This window comes from Mesorhizobium sp. GW821-FHT07A06 (genome assembly GCF_059419085.1).
Window position 1 is genome coordinate 196,970 of the sequence record NZ_JBWKRC010000003.1, and the last position, 18,127, is coordinate 215,096.

Annotated in this window: 17 protein-coding genes; 7 read left to right on the plus strand and 10 right to left on the minus strand. The window is 64.5% G+C overall.

All coding sequences use genetic code 11. The features are described 5' to 3' along the window. Positions 1-36 precede the first annotated feature (36 nt). From AC07SZ_RS11395 to msrA, 3 genes are all read left to right on the plus strand, one after another. Positions 37-741, plus strand: a complete 705-nt coding sequence (locus AC07SZ_RS11395) for a DUF1223 domain-containing protein (RefSeq protein ID WP_494914312.1) — start codon at positions 37-39, stop codon at positions 739-741. Between the two features lie 85 nt (positions 742-826). Beyond that, entirely contained in the window at positions 827-1,105 is a 279-nt protein-coding gene (locus AC07SZ_RS11400) for a hypothetical protein (protein ID WP_494914313.1), read from the plus strand. Between the two features lie 426 nt (positions 1,106-1,531). Continuing rightward, positions 1,532-2,257 carry a peptide-methionine (S)-S-oxide reductase MsrA gene (msrA, locus tag AC07SZ_RS11405; RefSeq protein WP_494914314.1) on the plus strand — a complete coding sequence of 242 codons (726 nt, stop codon included), beginning with the start codon at positions 1,532-1,534 and terminating at the stop codon, positions 2,255-2,257. A 47-nt stretch (positions 2,258-2,304) separates the two neighbouring features. Here msrA and AC07SZ_RS11410 read toward each other — a convergent pair whose 3' ends face one another. From AC07SZ_RS11410 to AC07SZ_RS11420, 3 genes are all read right to left on the minus strand, one after another. After that, entirely contained in the window at positions 2,305-2,805 is a 501-nt protein-coding gene (locus AC07SZ_RS11410) for a hypothetical protein (RefSeq protein WP_494914315.1), read from the minus strand. A 71-nt stretch (positions 2,806-2,876) separates the two neighbouring features. Then, positions 2,877-3,101, minus strand: coding sequence for a hypothetical protein (locus AC07SZ_RS11415; RefSeq protein ID WP_244494115.1), 225 nt, complete (start codon positions 3,099-3,101; stop codon positions 2,877-2,879). Positions 3,102-3,144: 43 nt separating this feature from the next. Beyond that, complete coding sequence (locus AC07SZ_RS11420) at positions 3,145-3,417, minus strand: DUF4242 domain-containing protein (RefSeq protein ID WP_095775628.1); 273 nt, start codon at positions 3,415-3,417, stop codon at positions 3,145-3,147. 245 nt (positions 3,418-3,662) lie between these two features. Here AC07SZ_RS11420 and AC07SZ_RS11425 point away from each other — a divergent pair, with 245 nt between their 5' ends. Beyond that, on the plus strand, positions 3,663-6,251 hold the full coding sequence (locus tag AC07SZ_RS11425) for an ATP-binding protein (RefSeq protein ID WP_494914709.1): 2,589 nt from the start codon (positions 3,663-3,665) through the stop codon (positions 6,249-6,251). Positions 6,252-6,288: 37 nt separating this feature from the next. On the opposite strand, the gene AC07SZ_RS11430 is transcribed toward AC07SZ_RS11425, so the two are convergent. Together AC07SZ_RS11430 and AC07SZ_RS11435 are read right to left on the minus strand one after the other, a co-directional pair. Then, complete coding sequence (locus tag AC07SZ_RS11430) at positions 6,289-7,293, minus strand: cytochrome d ubiquinol oxidase subunit II (RefSeq protein ID WP_494914316.1); 1,005 nt, start codon at positions 7,291-7,293, stop codon at positions 6,289-6,291. Between the two features lies 1 nt (position 7,294). Next, a complete protein-coding gene (locus AC07SZ_RS11435; RefSeq protein WP_494914317.1) occupies positions 7,295-8,656 on the minus strand; it encodes a cytochrome ubiquinol oxidase subunit I in 1,362 nt (453 codons plus the stop codon). A 355-nt stretch (positions 8,657-9,011) separates the two neighbouring features. On the opposite strand from AC07SZ_RS11435, the gene AC07SZ_RS11440 reads away from it, so the two are divergent. Further along, a complete protein-coding gene (locus AC07SZ_RS11440; RefSeq protein WP_172371547.1) occupies positions 9,012-9,938 on the plus strand; it encodes an ABC transporter ATP-binding protein in 927 nt (308 codons plus the stop codon). Continuing rightward, positions 9,935-10,696 (plus strand): ABC transporter permease, encoded by a 762-nt coding sequence (locus AC07SZ_RS11445; protein WP_494914318.1) that lies wholly within the window; start codon positions 9,935-9,937, stop codon positions 10,694-10,696. Before AC07SZ_RS11440 ends, AC07SZ_RS11445 begins: the two co-directional genes overlap by 4 nt. 176 nt (positions 10,697-10,872) lie before the next feature. Here the strand turns inward: AC07SZ_RS11445 and AC07SZ_RS11450 are convergent, their stop codons facing one another. The 3 genes from AC07SZ_RS11450 to AC07SZ_RS11460 form a co-directional block, all read right to left on the minus strand. Continuing rightward, positions 10,873-11,874 carry an NADP-dependent oxidoreductase gene (locus AC07SZ_RS11450; protein ID WP_056574091.1) on the minus strand — a complete coding sequence of 334 codons (1,002 nt, stop codon included), beginning with the start codon at positions 11,872-11,874 and terminating at the stop codon, positions 10,873-10,875. A 60-nt stretch (positions 11,875-11,934) separates the two neighbouring features. Continuing rightward, positions 11,935-12,435: a winged helix-turn-helix transcriptional regulator gene (locus AC07SZ_RS11455; RefSeq protein WP_056574088.1), complete on the minus strand. Its 501-nt coding sequence runs from the start codon at positions 12,433-12,435 to the stop codon at positions 11,935-11,937. A gap of 434 nt (positions 12,436-12,869) precedes the next feature. Further along, positions 12,870-13,907, minus strand: a complete 1,038-nt coding sequence (locus tag AC07SZ_RS11460) for a phosphatidylglycerol lysyltransferase domain-containing protein (protein WP_056576338.1) — start codon at positions 13,905-13,907, stop codon at positions 12,870-12,872. 425 nt (positions 13,908-14,332) lie between these two features. Between AC07SZ_RS11460 and AC07SZ_RS11465 the strand changes: the two genes are divergently transcribed. Then, a complete protein-coding gene (locus AC07SZ_RS11465) occupies positions 14,333-15,520 on the plus strand; it encodes a flavin-containing monooxygenase (RefSeq protein ID WP_056574085.1) in 1,188 nt (395 codons plus the stop codon). Between the two features lie 116 nt (positions 15,521-15,636). Here the strand turns inward: AC07SZ_RS11465 and AC07SZ_RS11470 are convergent, their stop codons facing one another. Both AC07SZ_RS11470 and AC07SZ_RS11475 read right to left on the minus strand, forming a co-directional pair. Further along, complete coding sequence (locus tag AC07SZ_RS11470; protein ID WP_056574082.1) at positions 15,637-15,861, minus strand: hypothetical protein; 225 nt, start codon at positions 15,859-15,861, stop codon at positions 15,637-15,639. Positions 15,862-15,950: 89 nt separating this feature from the next. Beyond that, positions 15,951-17,954, minus strand: coding sequence for a PhoX family protein (locus AC07SZ_RS11475; protein WP_494914319.1), 2,004 nt, complete (start codon positions 17,952-17,954; stop codon positions 15,951-15,953). Between the last annotated feature and the right edge of the window lie 173 nt (positions 17,955-18,127).

Consider the following 18,127-nt stretch of genomic DNA (forward strand, 5'->3'; position numbering starts at 1 on the left):
CCGGCGCGTCCCAGCGCCGCCCCATGGAGCAAGCCGATGCCGAGATCACCAGCCCAAAGGTTCGCCGCACTGTCCAGCCTGGGCGCGCTCGCGCTCGCTGCCTCGCTCGGTGCCGCCGCCGCCCAGCCGCTCACCGTGGTCGAGCTGTTCACCAGTCAGGGCTGCTCGTCCTGCCCGCCGGCCAACGCCAACCTCATCAAGGTCAAGGACCAGCCCGGCGTGCTGGCGCTGTCCTTCAACGTCACCTACTGGGATTACCTCGGCTGGAAGGACACGTTCGGCAAGCAGGAGTTCACCCAGCGCCAGGTTTCCTACGAACCGTCGCTCGGCCATGACGGCCCGTTCACGCCGCAAGTGGTGGTCAACGGCCATGCCGATGTCGTCGGCGCCGCGCAAGGCGAAATCGAGCATCTGATCAAGGCAACGGCCAGGACCGGCGGTCCGTCGCTGTGGCTCGAGGGCGGCAAGGTCGCGATCGGTGCAGGCGCAGCGCCAGGCGGCAAGGCCGATGTCTGGCTGGTGCGCTACGCCAAGGGGGTCGTGCAGGTGCCGGTCGCGCGCGGCGAAAACACCGGTCGCACATTGCCGCATGCCAATGTCGTGCACGCGCTGACGAAGCTCGGCAGCTGGACCGGCGACGCCACCGCCTATGCGCTGCCCGCCGCGGCCGGTGGCTTGAGCACCGCCGTGCTGGTGCAGTCGCCCGGCGGCGGGCCGATCCTGGCCGCCGCGACCAACTGATCATCCTTTTTATCGCGCGGGGTCGTGGAACACGGCAACGCATCACCCGGCCCGCTTCCGCGCGCCAAAACCCAAGGAGACTCCCATGACCAAGTACCTGACCCTGCCGGCGCTCGCTTTCGCGCTTTCGGCCGCCGTTTTCGTCGCCGGCGCCCGTGCCGACGACACGACCAATGCCATGAAGCCGGCCAATGCGACGGCGACCGACGCCATGAAACCGGCCACGGATGCAATGAAGCCAGCCGATGCGATGAAGCCCGCGACCGACGCGATGAAGCCTGCCGACCCGATGGCCACCAATGCCATGAAGCCCGCCGCTGATGCGATGAAGCCGGCGGCCGACGCGATGAAACCGGCCAACTAGTGGCGCGTCACAGAGGATTTGACGGGCTGCAGATGTCCTTCTTCGATGGATCATCGCTGACATTGGGGATTAGCCGGAGCCTCCCCAACGTCGTCATCCCTGGGCGAAGCAGGAGCGAAGCTCCGTCGCGGAGACCCTGGGATCCATGCCGTTACCTTAGCCGAGGAGTGCAGCGGAGCAGAATTCTGCACCGTGGTGACACGTTGGAGTCCCGGCATGGATCCTCGGGTCTGCGCCGCGTCGCTGCGCTCCTTGCTCCGCCCGTGGATGACGAAACGATGGAATTTTTCCGTCAATAGCCAGGGCATGGATGGCGAGGACATGCGCCCGGCCACACGAATGTGAGGCTCTGCCGCAACTCGTGCATCGCGCCAACGTACCTGATCCAATAGACTGAACCCAATGGAAGCCATGAGGAGTGCAACCATGACCGACATCAAGACCCGTTCGACCGGCTTTGCCAGGAGTGCGCTCGCCGCACTCGCCTTGGCGGCCGCCGGTGCCGCCTTCTGGCAGACCCCCGCACGCTCGGCGGAAGACGCCGTGGTGATCCCGCCGCCGGCGCTGGACGAAAAGGCGGCTTCGGGCAGCGAGAAGGCGATCTTCGCCGGCGGCTGCTTCTGGGGCGTGCAGGGCGTATTCCAGCACGTCAAGGGCGTCAGCCAGGCCGTCTCCGGCTACACCGGCGGCGCCAAGGATGACGCCGTCTACGAGACGGTCGGCACCGGCCGCACCGGCCACGCCGAATCCGTCGAGATCACCTATGATCCCTCGAAGGTGACCTACGGCCAGCTGCTGCAGGTCTATTTCTCGGTCGCCCACAACCCGACGCAGCTCAACTACCAGGGCCCGGACTCCGGCACCCAGTATCGCTCGACGATCTTCGCCGAGAACGATGCCCAGAAGAAGATCGCGCAGAGCTACATCGCCCAGCTCGACAAGGCCAAGCTGTATGGGGCGCCGATCGTCACCACGATCGAGACCGGCAAGACCTTCTACCCGGCCGAGAACTACCACCAGGACTTTCTGACGCTGAACCCGACCTATCCCTACATCGTCTACAACGACCTGCCCAAGGTGGCGAACCTGAAGCAGCTGTTCCCGGCGCTGTACAGCGAGAAGCCGGTGCTGGTGCTGTCGGCGAGCAACTGAGTTCGGAGGCCGCGTGTAATCTCCCCCCTCGAGGGGGAGATTTGCGCCTACATGCCCTTCATCGCGTCGCACGACACATCGGGGTTCATGTCGGCGAAGGTGCCGGTCGGGTTCTTCTTCCAGGCCCAGACATGCAGCTCGTAGAAGGCGCCCAGGCCATAGCGATTGGGCGCGCTGTTGAAGTTGAACAGCTGCCCTTCCAGGGAGGCCGGGCCTTTCGAGGTTATGTATTCGACCGCCACCAGCTTGAGCCGGCCGTCCGCCATCGGCTCGTACATGACGGCCTCCGGCTTTGCGAGATCGACGGCATCGTCCTTCAGGTAGGCCGCGTTGACATAGTGGATGCCCATGGCGCCGCCGGCGATGCCGCTGGCGCAAGGGATCGGCGCATAGCCTTCGGCGGTGGCCATCGCCACGTTCTCGAAACGGCCATTGGCCGCCCGTACCTTCTCATCCAGCGTACCCGTGTCATGGGCATTGGCCGCCGTGGCCGCGATCGACAGGATCGACAGGTTGATGAGATGCTTGGTCCACACATGAATGTTCATTTTCTCTCCTCGGTGTTGATGTGCGCGGGAGCAGCCGCTCCCGCCGCCGGCAAGTCGGATGGCTGCACGTGTCAGTGGTCCGACCGGGTGAAATCCCAGTACCGCGGCAGCTCCTCGAGCTCCGGCAAGCCTATGTCGCGTCTCAGATAGTCGTCCTGCGGTGGCAACCGGCGCCGGCCCTTGCGCAATGGTGCCAACAGCAGCGAGGCAAGCCGCCAGGGAAGCCGGCCCAGTAGCGGCCGTCGTCCGACGGGTCTCGAATCCGCCAGCACCTCGCCGGGCGCTTCGTCAGGCATGTCGCCGCCGGCGCGAAGGGCAGTTTGACACCCATCGGAGGGATCAACGATAAAAGTAAGGGTCAAGGACCCGCACCTCCGTGATCTTGTCGACGGGCAGCGCGTTCTTCTGGGCCGTGCTGCGGATCGCTTCCGGCGAGGGCGCGTCATAGATGCAGAAGCTCTGCTTCTTGTCGGGCGACACGAAGGATTGCACCCAGGTCACGCCCTTCTCCGCATTGCGCATGATGACGCCGCCCAGCGCGTCGGCGCCGGCATCGTTCATCGGCACGCTGAGGCCGTCAGGAAATGTGCGTTGTACCACATAGCGAGGCATATCAAGTTTCCCTTTTTCGTTGATTCACGCTCGATTCGAGCGCGACTGGACATTGATCACGCTCGCCAAGGGCGCGCATCGGAGCCTTTCCCTATTTTTTGTTGGAAGATTCCCTATAGTGGCGACGTTATGTGGTAGGTGGCACCGAAAATGTGGGGAGGGGCACATTGTCGGTCATGGTCCCGGACGCTCGTGGCGGACGTCCAGGGATAGGCCCGGACACAATCCCTGTTGAGTGAATGACGATGCTTCTGGAACGGCAGGCACAGCTGGAGCAGCTGGATGGACTTCTCGCGCAGGCCACGCGTGGCTTCGGCCATGTGGCGGCGCTGTCCGGTGAGGCAGGCGCCGGCAAGTCGGCCCTTGTCGAGGCTTTCGCTGGCGGCGTTGGCGACGGCGTGCGCATTTTCCGCAGCGCCTGCGAGGATCTGTCGATACCGGACCCGCTCGGGCCGCTCTACGATCTCGCCCGCGAGGCGCGATGGTCGATGCCGCGGGCGATCGATGCCCGGCAGGGAAAGAGGCTGCCCCTGTTTTCCGACGCGCTCGAAGTCTTCGAGGCGAGGACGCAGCCAACGCTGCTGATCATCGAGGACCTGCACTGGGCGGATGACGCGACGCTCGATTTCGTCCGCTTTCTGGGCCGCCGCATCGCCAACACCCACATCCTGCTCGTCCTGACGGCGCGCACCGACCGCAGCGAAGGACAGATGCGCGTGCGTCGCGCGCTCGGCGAAATTCCGGCCGGTAATGTCGTGCGGATCGACGTGCCGCTGCTCAGCGAGGCTGCGGTGCTCTCGCTCGCCATCGCCGCCGGCCGCGACGGCGACGCCATCTACCGGGCGACGGCCGGTAATGCCTTCTTCGTTACCGAGCTTTTATGCGCCGACAATGAGATGACGCCGCCCGCCAGCGTGCGCGACGCCGTCGTCGCCCGCGCTGAACGGCTGTCGGCCGGCGCACGATCGATGCTCGACGCGGTGTCGGTGTTTCCCAGGCGCGCCGACGCCTGGGCCTTGCAGGGCCTGTGCGGCGTGGCCGCCGCCGGTCAGCTCGCCGAATGTGTGTCGCATGGGCTGCTTGACGATCTGGGCGACGGCTACGCCTTCCGGCACGAGATCGCGCGCCGCGCCATCGAGATGATGCTGACGACGAGTTCCCGGAGACTGTTCAACCAGCGTGCGCTGTCGGCGCTGCTTGAGAACAGGGATGTCGCCACCGCGCGTCTCGTCCACCATGCGGTGGAAGCGCATAATCTCGAGGCGGTGCGCGCGTTCGCGCCGGTCGCGGCGCGGGAGGCCTCGCGTGTCGGCGCCCATCGCGACGCCGCCGGCTATTACGAGGTCGCCTTGCGCCAGGCCGACACCTTGCCTGAGGAAGAGCGCGCCGGCCTTTACGAGCAATATGCCTTCGAATGCCATCTGATCGCGCGCATCGAAGAGGCCATCAAGGCGCAGGAACAGGCGCGCGTGCTGCGGCGGGCGCTCGGCAACACGCTGAAGGAAGGCGACAGCCTGAGATGGCTGTCGCGCTTTTCCTATCTTGTGGGCGACCGGCAGGCCGCCGACATGTTCGGCGCCCAGGCGGTCGCGTTGCTGGAGACCGTACCGGCCAGCGCCGAGCTTGCCATGGCCTATTCGAACCTCTCGCAACTGGCGATGCTGGCCGAAAGGCTGGACGAGACCTTGTCGCTGGGTGCCAGGGCGATCGAGCTCGCCGAACGGCTGAACAGGCCCGAAGTCGTCTGCCATGCGCTCAACAATGTCGGCGCCGCCGAGCAGTGGCTGGACCTGGACTCAAGCCGGCTGCATCTTGCCCGCAGCCTCGAAATCGCGCTTGAGCAGAATTTCCAGGAGCATGCGGCCCGCGCGTTCACCAATTGCGCTTGTGGCGAGATGAACCAGTTGGGCTACAGCCAGGCCCAATCCTTCCTTGATCGCGGCATCGATTATTGCATCGAGAACGATCTGGCGACGTGGCGCGACTACATGCGCGGTGTGCGGGCCCAGCTGCTGCTGCGCCAGGGATGCTGGAATGAGGCGGCCGCCGAAGCCCTGGATGTGATTGCCAACGACCGGGCGACCGCACTGGTGCGCTATCCGGCCCTTGTGGCGCTGTCGCGGCTGAGGGTCCGTCGCGGCGACCCGTCGGCCGAGCCGCTTCTGGCCGAGATGAAGCAGTTTCTGGAGAGGGGAGCCGAGCTGCAGCGGCTGTTGCCCTATGCGGCGGTGGTTGCCGAACGGGCCTGGCTCGGCGAGGCGGACAAGGCCGAGGCGCTGCGCCTGATCGGCCTTGCCGAGGGCCTGTCGCCGACGCGGGCGGTCTTCGCGGAGCTGGCCGGCTGGCGGCTGCTTCTGGCACCCGATACCGATCCGGGCGACACGTCAGGCATGGCCGCGCCCTACCGCATGCTGCTCGCCGGTGACTGGCGGGGCGCGTCGGCAGCCTGGGCGGAACTCGACGCGCCTTACGAACGCGCGCTGGCGCTCGCCCAGGGCGACGAGGCCGCGCAGCGCACGGCGCTGGAGATTTTTGAAGCGCTCGGCGCCGGGCCGGTCGCGAGCCATGTGCGCGACATGATGCGGCAGAACGGCGTCATTCACATTGCCAGGGGCCCGCGCCGCACCACTCGTGCCAACAGCGCCGGCCTGACCCAGCGCCAGATGGAAGTGCTGCAGCTGATCGAGCGCGGCCTGTCCAACAAGCGCATCGCCGAGCATCTCGCTATTTCGCCCAAGACGGTCGATCACCATGTCTCGGCGGTGCTGGGCAAGCTGGACGCCGTCTCGCGCGGCGAGGCGACCGCGGCCGCGCGCGACAGCGGGCTGATCTGACCCTTCGCCGTGCCTTGGCGGCTGCGAAGGCGGCGTATCAGTCGTAGGTGAGATCCGTCGCCTTGCCGCCGAATACCCGGTAGGCATAGAAGGAATAGAAGATGATGATCGGCAGCACCACCACGGTGCCGACCAGGATGATGGCCAGGCTTTCGGTCGCCGACGCCGCCTGCCAGATGGTCAGCTTATCGGGTACGACGAACGGGTAGAACGACCAGGCAAGGCCGGCAAAGCCGAGCACGAAGATGCCGGCCAGCGTCAGGAACGGCGTCAGCGAATGGCGGTCGTCGGGTTTCGGCAAATGGAAGGTCTGCCGCCACAGCCACAGGAACAGCAGCGCCGACAGGATCGGCAGCGGCGACAGGTACAGCATTTCCGGCCAGACGAACCATTTGTCGAAGATGCGCGGGCTGGCGAAGGGCGTCGCCAGCGACACCGCCGCCATGCCGAGCGCGGTCAGCACCAGCGCCGTGCGCAGCCAGCGCACCGCCTTCTTCTGCAACGCGCCTTCGGTCTTGTAGATCACCCAGGCGGCGCCCATCGCCGCGTAGGCCGCGGCCAGGCAGAACGCCACCAGCGCGCCGAATGCCATGCCACCCACGCCGACATCGAGGCCGAGCACATAGACGCCCAGCATGTAGCCTTGCGCCAGCGAGGCGATGACCGAGCCGAGGAAGAAGATGCGGTTCCAGCGATGCTTTTTGCCGCTCGGCACCTTGGCGCGGAAATCGAAGGCGACGCCGCGCAGGATCAGCCCGACCAAAAGCACGAAGACCGGAATGTAGAGCGCGGTCAGGATGACGCCATGCGCCATCGGGAAGGCGACCAGCAGCAGGCCGACGGCCAGCACCAGCCAGGTCTCGTTGGCGTCCCAGAAAGGACCGATCGCCGCGATCATCGTATCCTGCTCGGCGTCCTCGGCGGCCGCGAACAGGATGCCGATGCCGAGGTCGAAGCCGTCGAGAATGACGTAGATCAGGATGGCGAGGCCCATCAGGCCGGCGAAGATGAGGGGGAGGGCGGTTGGCCAATCGAAGCTCATGTCACTCTCCCGCCGCCGGCTGTGAAAGCGCTGCTTTCATGACGCCCGGCAATGGCGAGGTGTCGCCATCCTTGGCCGCCTTCAGCGCCAGGTGCACCAGCACGCCGAGATAGGCGATCAGCAGCAGCACGTAGAGGATGAGATAGATGGCGAGCGTCAGCGCCACATGGTTGCCCGCCACCGGACCGACGGCGTCGGCGGTTCTGAGCACGCCCGTCACCAGCCAGGGCTGGCGGCCGATCTCGGTCGTGTACCAGCCGGCCAGCGTCGCCAGCCAGCCCGACAGCGCCATCGGCACCATCAGCATGGCGAGCGGCTTCGGCAGGCTGTGCCGGCGCTTGAGGAAGAAGGCGGCCGTCCAGGAAACGGCGAGCATCAGCAGGCCGGTGCCGACCATGATGCGAAAGCCCCAGAACACCGGAAAGACCGGCGGGTGGTTGCCGGGAAAATCGTTCAGCCCCGGCACCACGCCGCTGGGGCTGTGCCGCAGCACCAGGCTGGCGCCGTCGGGAATGGCGATCTCGAATCTGTTCTCCTTCGCCGCCTCGTCGGGCAGCGCGAACAGCACCAGCGGCACGTTGGGCCCGGTGTTCCAGTTGGCTTCCATGGCGGCGATCTTCTGCGGCTGGTGTTCCAGCGTATTCAGCCCGTGCTGGTCGCCGGCGAAGATCTGGATCGGGATCAGGACCGCCGCGGTGAAGACGCCGGTGCGCAGCGCCTTCCACATCGATTCCGAGCGGTCGCCCTGGAGATAACGCAGCGCCGACAGGCCCGATATCAGGAATGATACGGTCAGGCCCGATGCAAGCAGCATGTGGACGAGGCGGTAGGGCATGGACGGGTTGAAGACGACAGCCCACCAGTCGACGGCGTGCGCCACGCCGTCGCGGATCTCGAAACCGGCCGGCGTCTGCATCCAGGAATTGAGCGCGATGATCCAGAAGGCCGACAGGGTCGTGCCGCCGGCGACCAGCACCGTTGCCAGCGTGTGGACGCGGTTGGAGACGCGGCGGAATCCGAACAGCATGATGCCGAGGAAGGCGGCTTCGAGGAAGAAGGCGGTGAGGATTTCGTAGGCCAGCAGCGGCCCGGCGATGTTGCCGACCTTTTCCATATAACCTGGCCAGTTGGTGCCGAACTGGAAGCTCATGGTGACGCCCGAGACCACGCCCATGGCGAAGGACAGCGCGAACACCTTCACCCAGGTGAAATAAGCGCGCATCCAGGCGGAATCATTGGTGGCGTTGTAGCGCAGCTTGAAGAACAGCAGCACCCAGCCAAGTGCAATGGTGATCGTCGGAAACAGAATATGAAACGAGATATTCGCGCCGAACTGGATGCGCGACAGTATGAGCGGGTCCATGGTGGGCTCCGGCTGCTGCAAGTATTGATGAAGGATAGGCTCGAAGCTGCTTCAGGTCAAAGCGGCGTCCTGCCGCGAGGCTCAACGCCACAGGACAATTTTACCGCTTCACGCCGCGTGTCTCTTTGCTCGCAATTCCGGACGCACAACCGTTTCACACTTTTCCCGGAATTGCTCGGTTGAGGCAATTCCGGGAAAAGCATGAAGCGGTTTCCCGGCGGGATTGCGTCAAGGCAAGAGCCCTGGCCGCCCGCAACCGCTGTCCAGAACTGTCAGCAGCGCCTTGACTTGCGGTTGCACATAACGACATTCGGCCTATATCAGGGGACCTCTTTCAGGCAGCCGTTTTCAGCCCATGCCCTCCATCCTGTCCATTTCCGGGGTCTCCAAGACCTACGCCACCGGCTTCACCGCGCTCAAGCAAGTCAATCTCGACATCAACCGCGGTGAGATCTTCGCGCTGCTCGGCCCCAATGGCGCCGGCAAGACGACGCTGATCTCGATCGTCTGCGGCATCGTCAACCGCTCGACCGGCACCGTCACCGTCGACGGTCACGACATCGGCAAGGACTACCGCGCGGCGCGCAGCCTGATCGGCCTGGTGCCGCAGGAATTGACCATCGACGCCTTCGAGAGTGTCTGGGCGACGGTCAATTATAGCCGCGGCCTGTTCGGCAAGCCGGCCAATCCCGCCTTCGTCGAAAAAGTGCTGCGGGATCTGTCGCTATGGGACAAGAAGGACGCCAAGGCGATCACGCTGTCGGGCGGCATGAAGCGCAGGCTGATGATCGCCAAGGCGCTGTCGCACGAGCCGCGCATCCTATTCCTCGACGAGCCGACGGCGGGCGTCGATGTCGAACTGCGTCAGGACATGTGGGAGATGGTGCGCCGGCTGCGCGAGGATGGCGTCACCATCATCCTCACCACCCACTATATCGAGGAAGCCGAGGCGATGGCCGACCGCGTCGGCGTCATCAACCGCGGCGAGATCATCCTGGTCGAGAACAAGGCCGAACTGATGCGCAAGCTTGGCCGCAAGCGGCTGGTGCTGGAGTTGCGCAATGCGCTGACGGCCATACCGGAAGCCTTCTCGCGCTATGCGCTGGAGCTGTCGCCTGATGGCGGGCAACTGACCTACACCTATGACAACCAGGCCGAACGGCCGGGCGTCGCCTCGCTGATCCGCGATCTCGAGGCCGGCGGCATCCAGTTCCGTGACATCGACACGCAAAACAGCTCGCTCGAGGAGATATTCGTCAATCTGGTGAGGAGAGAGCCATGAACCTGCGCGCGGTTTGGGCGATCTACCGGGTCGAGATGGCGCGTGCGTTCCGCACCGTGCTGCAAAGCATCATCTCGCCGGTCATCTCGACATCGCTCTATTTCGTCGTCTTCGGCTCGGCCATCGGCTCGCGCATCACCGAGATCGACGGCATCAGCTATGGCGCCTTCATCGTGCCGGGGCTGATCATGCTGTCGCTGCTGACGCAGTCGATCTCCAACGCTTCCTTCGCCATCTACTTCCCGAAATTCGTCGGCTCCATCTACGAGCTGCTGTCGGCGCCGGTCTCCTATCTGGAGATCGTCATCGCCTATGTCGGCGGGGCGGCCACCAAGTCGATCATCCTCGGCCTGATCATCCTGGCCACCGCCTCGCTGTTCGTGCCGCTCAGGATCGAGCATCCGTTCTGGATGATCGCCTTCCTGGTGCTGACGGCGGTGACCTTCAGCCTGTTCGGCTTCATCATCGGCATCTGGGCGAAGAGCTTCGAGCAGCTGCAGCTGGTGCCGCTGCTCATCATCACCCCGCTGACCTTCCTCGGCGGCAGCTTCTATTCGATCCATATGCTGCCCGGCGTCTGGAAGACGATCACGCTTTTCAACCCGGTCGTCTACCTGATCAGCGGCTTCCGCTGGAGCTTCTTCGGCAAGGCCGATGTCTCGGTCGGCATCAGCCTCGGCATGACGCTGGTCTTCCTGGCCGCCTGCGTCGCGGTCGTCGCCTGGATCTTCAAGACCGGCTACCGGCTGCGCAACTGACGCCCCCATGAGGCATGGCCAAGGCCGCGCGACGCGGGCATCGTCGTCTCCCGACTGATCGCATTGTGGCGTGGGTTGAGCCTTGATCCCTGGGCTTGTGGCAATTGCGGCGCTTCGATCGCGCGCGGTCCCCTCGTGAGCGACCATGATCGAAGTTCCAGCTTCGGGATATCGCGTCACTTCATGGTGACGACCACCTTCCCCTTGGCGCGTCCGGTGTCGATGTAGGCGAAGGCTTCGTTCAATGTTTCGAAGGGAAAGCTGCGATCGACGACCGGGCGGATCGTGCCGTCTTCGATCAGCTTGGTGATCCTTTCGAGCTGCCCGCCATCGGCGCGCATGAACAGAAAGGAATAGTCGACGCCCGCCCTCTTCGCCTTGCGCCGGATGCCCGCGCTCATCAGGCGCAGCACGAGCTGAAGCACTGCATTCATGCCCTGGGCGCGGGCGAAGGTGGGGTCGGGCGGGCCGGAGATAGAAATCAGCTTGCCGCCGGGCTTCAGAATCTTGAGCGATTTTTCCAGCGTCCGGGCGTCGAGGCTGTTGAGGACAAGGTCGTAACCGGACAGCTCTTCCTCGAAGTTCTGGCTGCGATAGTCGATGACGATGTCCGCGCCCAGTTGCTTCACCATGGCGGCGTTGGCGGCACTGGCCGTTGTCGCGACGGTCGCGCCGAGATGCTTGGCGAGCTGGATGGCGAAGGTGCCGACCCCGCCTGATCCCGCATGGATCAGCACTTTCTGCCCCGGCCTGATCTGGGCACGCTCCACCAACACCTGCCAGGCGGTCAGTCCGACCAGCGGGATCGACGCCGCTTCCGACATCGACAGATTGGCGGGCTTGAGCGCGAGGTCGGCTTCCTTCACCGAAATCCGCTCGGCGAAGGCTCCGATCTGTCCGTCACGCGCACGGGCATAGACGGCATCGCCCGACTTGAAGCGTCGCACCTTCGCGCCGACCTTGACGACCGTACCTGCCAGATCATGACCGAGCACGAGCGGCGGCTTGTAGGGCAGGATCGGCTTGAACGCACCGTCCCTGATCTTGGAGTCGAGAATGTTGAGGCCGGCTGCCTCCACCTCGACAACCACGTCGTCGGGGCTGGGCGTGGGCTCGGGGAGGTCGCCGAGACGCAGCGTCTGGTTCTTGCCGTAGCGGTCGAGGATGAAGGCTTTCATCGTATGCTTTCTCCAATCAGTCTGGCGATGCCGCGTCACGACCATCGGCGAGGCATCGCGTCACCGACCCGCTCCAGCGCGTTGGTTGAGAAGTCGAAATGTGTCGTCGTCCGCGCCTGGACCGGGACGAAGCTGAGCGCGCTCGTGGGGAATGGCGATGCCCGTTTCGGCATCGACGAGCGCCAGAGTCAAAGGGCGTCCGGTCTCCCGATCGACCATTTCGATGGAGGGCGCGCCAAAGCCGGTCGCATCCCAGCGATCTCCCCATTCGCGCAGGGCGGTGCCGACCTTCCACAGATCGAGCCCTTTGGGCGTCAACCGATATTCGTCGCGCGGCGGACTTACCTGATAGCGCACGCGCTCCACAAATTCATGCTCGACGAGGTGCTTCAGGCGGGCTGCAAGAGTCGCTGCGGGAATGCCCGTATTGGCCCGCAGGTCGTCGTAGCGTCCGAAACCCAGCGAAAGGTCGCGGATCAGTAGCAGCGTCCATCTGTCGCCGATCTGCTCGAGCGCGCCCGCGATCGAGCAGCGCATTCCGGCAAATGATTTGGGCTTCATAAGCGTGGTTCTCGAATAAGTTCAATTATTGAAGTAAGAGAGGCGCGCGCCATATGCAAGGGCGGGACTGAGCGGACGTATCGATCGCTCCGATGCTCGCCGCAAATAACAGGGAGAATGCCATGCCCAGTCGGCGATCTGGGATATGTAGCCTCCAAGCGCTTTGCTTGTCGGCCAATGTAGGAGGGACATGGAGCGCTACGTAGGCCTAGTTCTGCGTTTTGTCGTTCTCAGCCGCCGGATGAGATTCGAACCGCAAGTGTGTGGCTGAAAGTGTCCGGAAAGGCTGCTTTCGCCGGCCTTCAGATGCTGTCATTCCGTAGTCATGCAATATCAGTACGGGAATGAATGACCGCTTTTTCGTGATCCTGTCCAAAAACGGACTGGCAAGAAACCACCCCATCTCTGTCATTCCGCATTTATGAGTTCACGGCCTAGATCGCCTTGACCAGCCGCAACAACCCCAGCATCTCGATATAGGTGCCCTGGCGGAAGGCGATGTAGACCGGCTCTTCCGCACCGTGGAAACGGCGCTTGAACGCCGCCTGGCCCTGCAGGTTGAACCTGCGGCGGTTGACCCATGGCGAGGAGTAGGCGCGCTGGAAGGCGTTGCGCCAGAAGTCGCTTTCGGCAAATCCGCTTGGTGTCACGTCGACGAGCGGCGACAGGCCAAGCGTGACCACGGATATGCCTTCCTCGCGAAACCGGTCGACCGCGAATTTGGTCAGGCCGATCTCGGCGTGCGGCGAGGCATCGATATGCTTGCGCTTGAAGGCGGTGGTGTAGCCGATGACCTTGCCGTCGCGAAACAGCGGATCGAAATCGAGCAGCGCGACCAGCTCGCCATCGGGTCCATGCAGCACGAAACGGCGCATGTCGGTGCCGAGTTGATCGTAAAAGGGGCGGTTCAGAAAACCCATTTCCCAGCGCTTGACGATGCGGTCGCCGCGCCAATTGTCGGAAAGTCGCGTGATCTCGTCGAGGAAGACGGTCCTTTTGTCCTCGTCGAACGAAAACCCCTTCTTCAAGAGCCAGCGCTCTGAATAGCGCACGGTCTCGTTTCGCTTTCCGGAAAAATCATGCTTGGGCAGGACAAGGCGGGTATCGATGCCCAGCCGGTTGACCTTGTAGCCGAGCCCGGCCAGCACGCGCGCGGTATCCTCGCCGATCTGCACGAACCAAGGGTCGCCGGCGGTCTCGACAAAGCGCCTGATGTAGTCGGCCCGCCGCCCCGGCGCCGCCACCGGGTCGCCAAGCGCGAAATGATGCTTCATCTTGGTGCCGAAGGCGATGTAGCCGTCGGCATCGCCAAAATAGGAAAGCTTGCCCTGCACGGCAGTGGAATAGGCGAGCGAGAAGTCGCCATGGCGGCGGACGATCGCGAGGCGTTCGACATGCGTCAACGCCTGACGCTCGACCTTGGGCGAAGCGCCCTCGAGGATTTTGTCGAAATAGATCCGCAAGGAGGGCATGGTCGAGATTCCGCGTGCCGTCTGTGGCGTGGCGTGCCTGTCGACACGCAAGACGCGCCACGGCGTCTTGATTCTCGCGGGAAGCCGAAATCGGTTTCGAATTCCTGCGCCGGTAACGAGATCCGCCAGCCCCCGGAGCTCGAATCAATCACATTGCCGCGACCTGATTATCGCCGATGCCGCCGATATGCCATATAGGGCTGGATGTATTCGGACAGAAGCGGGCGTTCCGCTCCATCTCGTTGTTTTGGCCGCACTTCCGCGATCCAGTCGTTTCCGCTTGGCGACGAAATCTCCTGGAGCGCGGCCGCGGCCCGGCGCAGGGCTCGGCAATGATACCCATATATGAGGCTGCGCGCGATCAAACGGTTACAGCCTGCTGCGAGCCTTGTGGCAATGCGCGGCTGAATGGGACTAGAGAGTGAATGGCTGATACGGCAACCAGACCGATGGTGGAGCAATTGGTGACGGTCGAGCCGGCGATCGTGATTGGCGCCGGGGCCGCCGGACTGACCGTCGCCCATGCCTTGATCAAGGCCGGCGTGCCGACGGCGATCCTGGAAAAGGAGAGCCGGCTGGCCGAACCCTGGCACCGGCGGCACCAGCAATTGCGTCTCAACACCCACCGCGATCTCTCGGCGCTGCCCGGTCTTGCCTATCCCCGGGGTACCCCCGCCTTTCCGCCCAGGGACGTCGTTATCCGCCATATGAACGATTTCCGGGAGGCGAACCGCCTGCCGGTGGAGTTCGGCGTTGCCGTCGAGGCCATCGTGTTCAGGGGCGACCACTGGGCCGTGCGGACCAGCGCCGGCTCGCGCCTGGCGCGTCATGTCGTGATTGCCACCGGCCGCGACAGGGAGCCCTTCACCCCACAGTGGAAGGGCATGCAAGCCTTTTCGGGCCGGATCATCCATTCCGCGGATTTTGGCGACGCCACGGCCTATGCCGGCAAGAGGGTGCTGGTCGTCGGCGCCGGCAATTCGGGCTTCGACACCCTCAATCATCTGGCCGGCGTGGATACGGCGGCGCTTTGGTTGTCGGCCCGCAATGGGCCCGCGCTTCTGCCCAAGCGCATCGGCAAGATTGCCGTGCACCGGCTCTCGCCGTTCATGGCGCGTTTGCCGCTGCGCGTCGCAGATGCGGCGATCGCCGCGACGCAGCGCCTGGTTTTCGGCGATCTGACCAAATTCGGCATGCCACCCGCGCCGTCGGGCGGCGCCAGCCGCCTGACTTCGGATTACACGGCGATCGCCGCTGACGACGGTGCGGTCGACGCCATCAAATCGGGCAAGATCGTCGTCGTGCCGGCGATACGGGAATTCACCCGCGACGGCGTGGTCCTGGCCAATGGCAGCCTGGTCGATCCCGATATCGTCATTGCCGCGACCGGCTACCGCACCGGGTTGGAGCGCATGGTCGGCAATCTCGGCGTGCTCGACGGCAAGGGCGTCCCGCTCTTTAACGGCGGGCAAGCCGATCCGAAGCTGCCAGGCCTGTGGTTCACCGGCATGCGGCCGAGCATCCGCGGCTGCTTCGCCAATGCCGCCATATTGGGCAAGGCGATCGCCAGGCGGATCGCCGGCTCCTCCCGGCCCTCGGGCGCGTCACGCTGATTTGATCGCGCAGCCGGGCGGCGAGGCTGTACGAGCCGGCCGGCTTCAGCTTGAGGACCCCGATCAATGTCGCCGTCGTTCAGCGCGCGGCATAGGGCTGGACGCGAACGCGGACATCACGCCGATTTGGGTTCGAGCCGGCGGAAACCGACGGCTTCCATCAACATCTCCTCGTCGACCATGCCGGCATTGTGGAGCGCAAGCAGGGTCAGGGCGATTTCGCGCGCTTCCGGCGAATCAGGCTGCGCGTCGCGCCGCAGGCAGGCTTCGTCAAAGACGCGCTGCAGCCTGGCGATTTCGCCAGGCTTGAGCAGGCCACGATCATAGACTGACTTTGGCATGGCGGCGGTCTCCTGGGAGAGGAGTTAGGGCGCCATTCCTAAATTGCCAGTCTTTCCCGAGGCTTGAGCTTCGGGCCTTGGCGCCGAGATCAGACCGCGATCTTGCCGCCACCTTGCCTGGTGATGGCGACGACCGCAGGTCGCACCGGCATGTCGGGCTTGAAGTCGGGCCAGCGCGTCGACGGATCCTCGTAGTAGGACGGGCGGCCGAAGCCTTCCCAGTCCTCGCCGCCATCGCCGGGATGCTGGACGGCGACGAAGGCGGTCTGGTCGTCGGGCGCAAACAGCGGGCCGCACATTTCGGCGCCGATCGGCACACGGAAGAACAGTTTCGAGGTCGCCCGCGCGGCACCTTCCGTGTCGACCGCCCACAGGCCGTCGGTGCGCCCGGTGGCTTTCGGGCCCTGGCCGTCGGTGGCGACCCACAGGCGCCCGGCCGAATCGACCGCGCAATTGTCGGGCATGCCGAACCAGCCATTGGCCGTCGTCGCCGTCGAGAAGGTGGCGCCGACATCGGCCACTGAAGGATCGCCGCACTTCAGCAGCACTTCCCATTTGCCCTTTGCGGCCGTGAAATCGCCGTCGGTCTCGGTGATCTCGATGATGTGGCCGAAGGCATTCTCGGCGCGCGGGTTGGCCGCATCGACCTGGTCGGCCTTGCGCTTCGAATTGTTGGTCAGCATCACATAGACCTTGCCGTTGACGGCGTTGGGCTGGATGTCCTCGGGCCGGTCCATCTTTGTGGCGCCAAGCAGGTCGGCGGCACGGCGTGTCTCGATCAGCACGTCGGCCTGGCTGGCGAAGCCGTTCTCGGCCGTCAGCGGGCCTTGACCAAAGACGATCGGAAGCCAGTCCACCGTGCCGTCCTCGGCGAATTTGGCGACATGCAGCGTGCCGTCGTCGAGCAGGTCCTTGTTGGCCGCGCGGTCGCCGGCGTTGAAGGCGCCCTTGGTGACAAATTTGTAGACATAGTCGAAGCGCTCGTCGTCGCCGAGATAGAAGACGACGCGGCCGTCCTTGGCGACGATCGATTCAGCGCCCTCATGCTTGAAGCGGCCCATGGCGGTGCGCTTCCTCGGGATCGAGGTTGGATCGTTGACATCGACCTCGACGATCCAGCCGAAACGATTGGGCTCGTTCGGTTCCTTGGCCAGGTTGAAGCGGTCGTAATGCGCGCCCCATTCATAGGCGCCTTCGGGAATGCCGAGCCGCTTGTAGTTGGCGGCTTCCTTGTGGCCCTCGGGCAGTTCGCCGGAGAAATAGCCATGGATGTTTTCCTCGGCCATCACATAGGTGCCCCACGGCGTGACGCCGCCGGCGCAGTTGTTGAAGGTGCCGAACACCTTGGTGCCGGACGCGTCGGCATTGGTCTTGACGCGATCATGGCCGGCGACCGGGCCGGACAGCGCCATCTCCGTGGTGGAGGTGATGCGGCGATTGAGCTTGCCGTCGCGCACCACCTGCCATTTGCCGCCTTCCTTGCGGATCTCGACGATGGTGCCGCCATGCGCCGCCATTTCGACATCGACCTGCTCCTTCGAGAGCGGGGCGACTTCGGCCTTCTTCTTCCCGTCCTTCTCGACGATCGAAACGATGCCGGGGAACATCAGATGCGGGTTGGTGTATTCGTGGTTGACCACGAGCAGGCCGTGCTCGGCCGAGCCGTCGATCGGGATATAGCCGACATAGTCGTTGTTGTAGCCGAACTGCCTGGCCTGCGCCTCAGCCGACTGCTTTGTCGGGTCGAATTCCGGCGAATCGGCAAACAGCGGATCGCCCCAGCGCAACAGCACGTCGGCGTCATAGCCCGGCGCGACATGATGCTTGTCGTCGATGCCGGCCTCGAGCTCGTCGAACTTGAAGGCCGAGCCTTCCGCGGCACGGGCATCGTCCGCGGCGATCATGGCCAGCGGGCTGACGGTGGCGGCGATCGCCGAGACGGCGAGCGATCCCTTGAGGAACGCCCGGCGCGAGAACCGCGCGGCGATGATCTCGCCCATGGTGCGGTTGTCGGTCGGGTTGATGGCCGGTCCTTCGTTTTCCTCGAGCAGGCTGGTGCGGAATCGGGCGTCGGGGGAGCGATGTTCGGTCATGAGGGCCTCTGGCTTTCGAGTGGCTGGAGCTTCTGTCGCCTGTCGACCCCTACAGCCGGCTGATCACATTTTCGTGACATCATACCTGTTCCACCACTCCGCGCGAGGCAGTTGTCATCCATGACGTCGGACTTTGGTCCGGTCTTGCGCTTCCAAAGGTCCTGGGTGACAAA

Excerpts from the sequence above, each read along its gene's own strand:
- AC07SZ_RS11395 (WP_494914312.1), top strand. The coding sequence starts at position 37 with ATGCCGAGATCACCAGCCCAAAGGTTCGCCGCACTGTCCAGCCTGGGC.
- AC07SZ_RS11400 (WP_494914313.1), top strand. The coding sequence starts at position 827 with ATGACCAAGTACCTGACCCTGCCGGCGCTCGCTTTCGCGCTTTCGGCC.
- msrA (WP_494914314.1), top strand. The coding sequence starts at position 1,532 with ATGACCGACATCAAGACCCGTTCGACCGGCTTTGCCAGGAGTGCGCTC.
- AC07SZ_RS11410 (WP_494914315.1), bottom strand. The coding sequence starts at position 2,805 with ATGAACATTCATGTGTGGACCAAGCATCTCATCAACCTGTCGATCCTG.
- AC07SZ_RS11415 (WP_244494115.1), bottom strand. The coding sequence starts at position 3,101 with ATGCCTGACGAAGCGCCCGGCGAGGTGCTGGCGGATTCGAGACCCGTC.
- AC07SZ_RS11420 (WP_095775628.1), bottom strand. The coding sequence starts at position 3,417 with ATGCCTCGCTATGTGGTACAACGCACATTTCCTGACGGCCTCAGCGTG.
- AC07SZ_RS11425 (WP_494914709.1), top strand. The coding sequence starts at position 3,663 with ATGCTTCTGGAACGGCAGGCACAGCTGGAGCAGCTGGATGGACTTCTC.
- AC07SZ_RS11430 (WP_494914316.1), bottom strand. The coding sequence starts at position 7,293 with ATGAGCTTCGATTGGCCAACCGCCCTCCCCCTCATCTTCGCCGGCCTG.
- AC07SZ_RS11435 (WP_494914317.1), bottom strand. The coding sequence starts at position 8,656 with ATGGACCCGCTCATACTGTCGCGCATCCAGTTCGGCGCGAATATCTCG.
- AC07SZ_RS11440 (WP_172371547.1), top strand. The coding sequence starts at position 9,012 with ATGCCCTCCATCCTGTCCATTTCCGGGGTCTCCAAGACCTACGCCACC.
- AC07SZ_RS11445 (WP_494914318.1), top strand. The coding sequence starts at position 9,935 with ATGAACCTGCGCGCGGTTTGGGCGATCTACCGGGTCGAGATGGCGCGT.
- AC07SZ_RS11450 (WP_056574091.1), bottom strand. The coding sequence starts at position 11,874 with ATGAAAGCCTTCATCCTCGACCGCTACGGCAAGAACCAGACGCTGCGT.
- AC07SZ_RS11455 (WP_056574088.1), bottom strand. The coding sequence starts at position 12,435 with ATGAAGCCCAAATCATTTGCCGGAATGCGCTGCTCGATCGCGGGCGCG.
- AC07SZ_RS11460 (WP_056576338.1), bottom strand. The coding sequence starts at position 13,907 with ATGCCCTCCTTGCGGATCTATTTCGACAAAATCCTCGAGGGCGCTTCG.
- AC07SZ_RS11465 (WP_056574085.1), top strand. The coding sequence starts at position 14,333 with ATGGCTGATACGGCAACCAGACCGATGGTGGAGCAATTGGTGACGGTC.
- AC07SZ_RS11470 (WP_056574082.1), bottom strand. The coding sequence starts at position 15,861 with ATGCCAAAGTCAGTCTATGATCGTGGCCTGCTCAAGCCTGGCGAAATC.
- AC07SZ_RS11475 (WP_494914319.1), bottom strand. The coding sequence starts at position 17,954 with ATGACCGAACATCGCTCCCCCGACGCCCGATTCCGCACCAGCCTGCTC.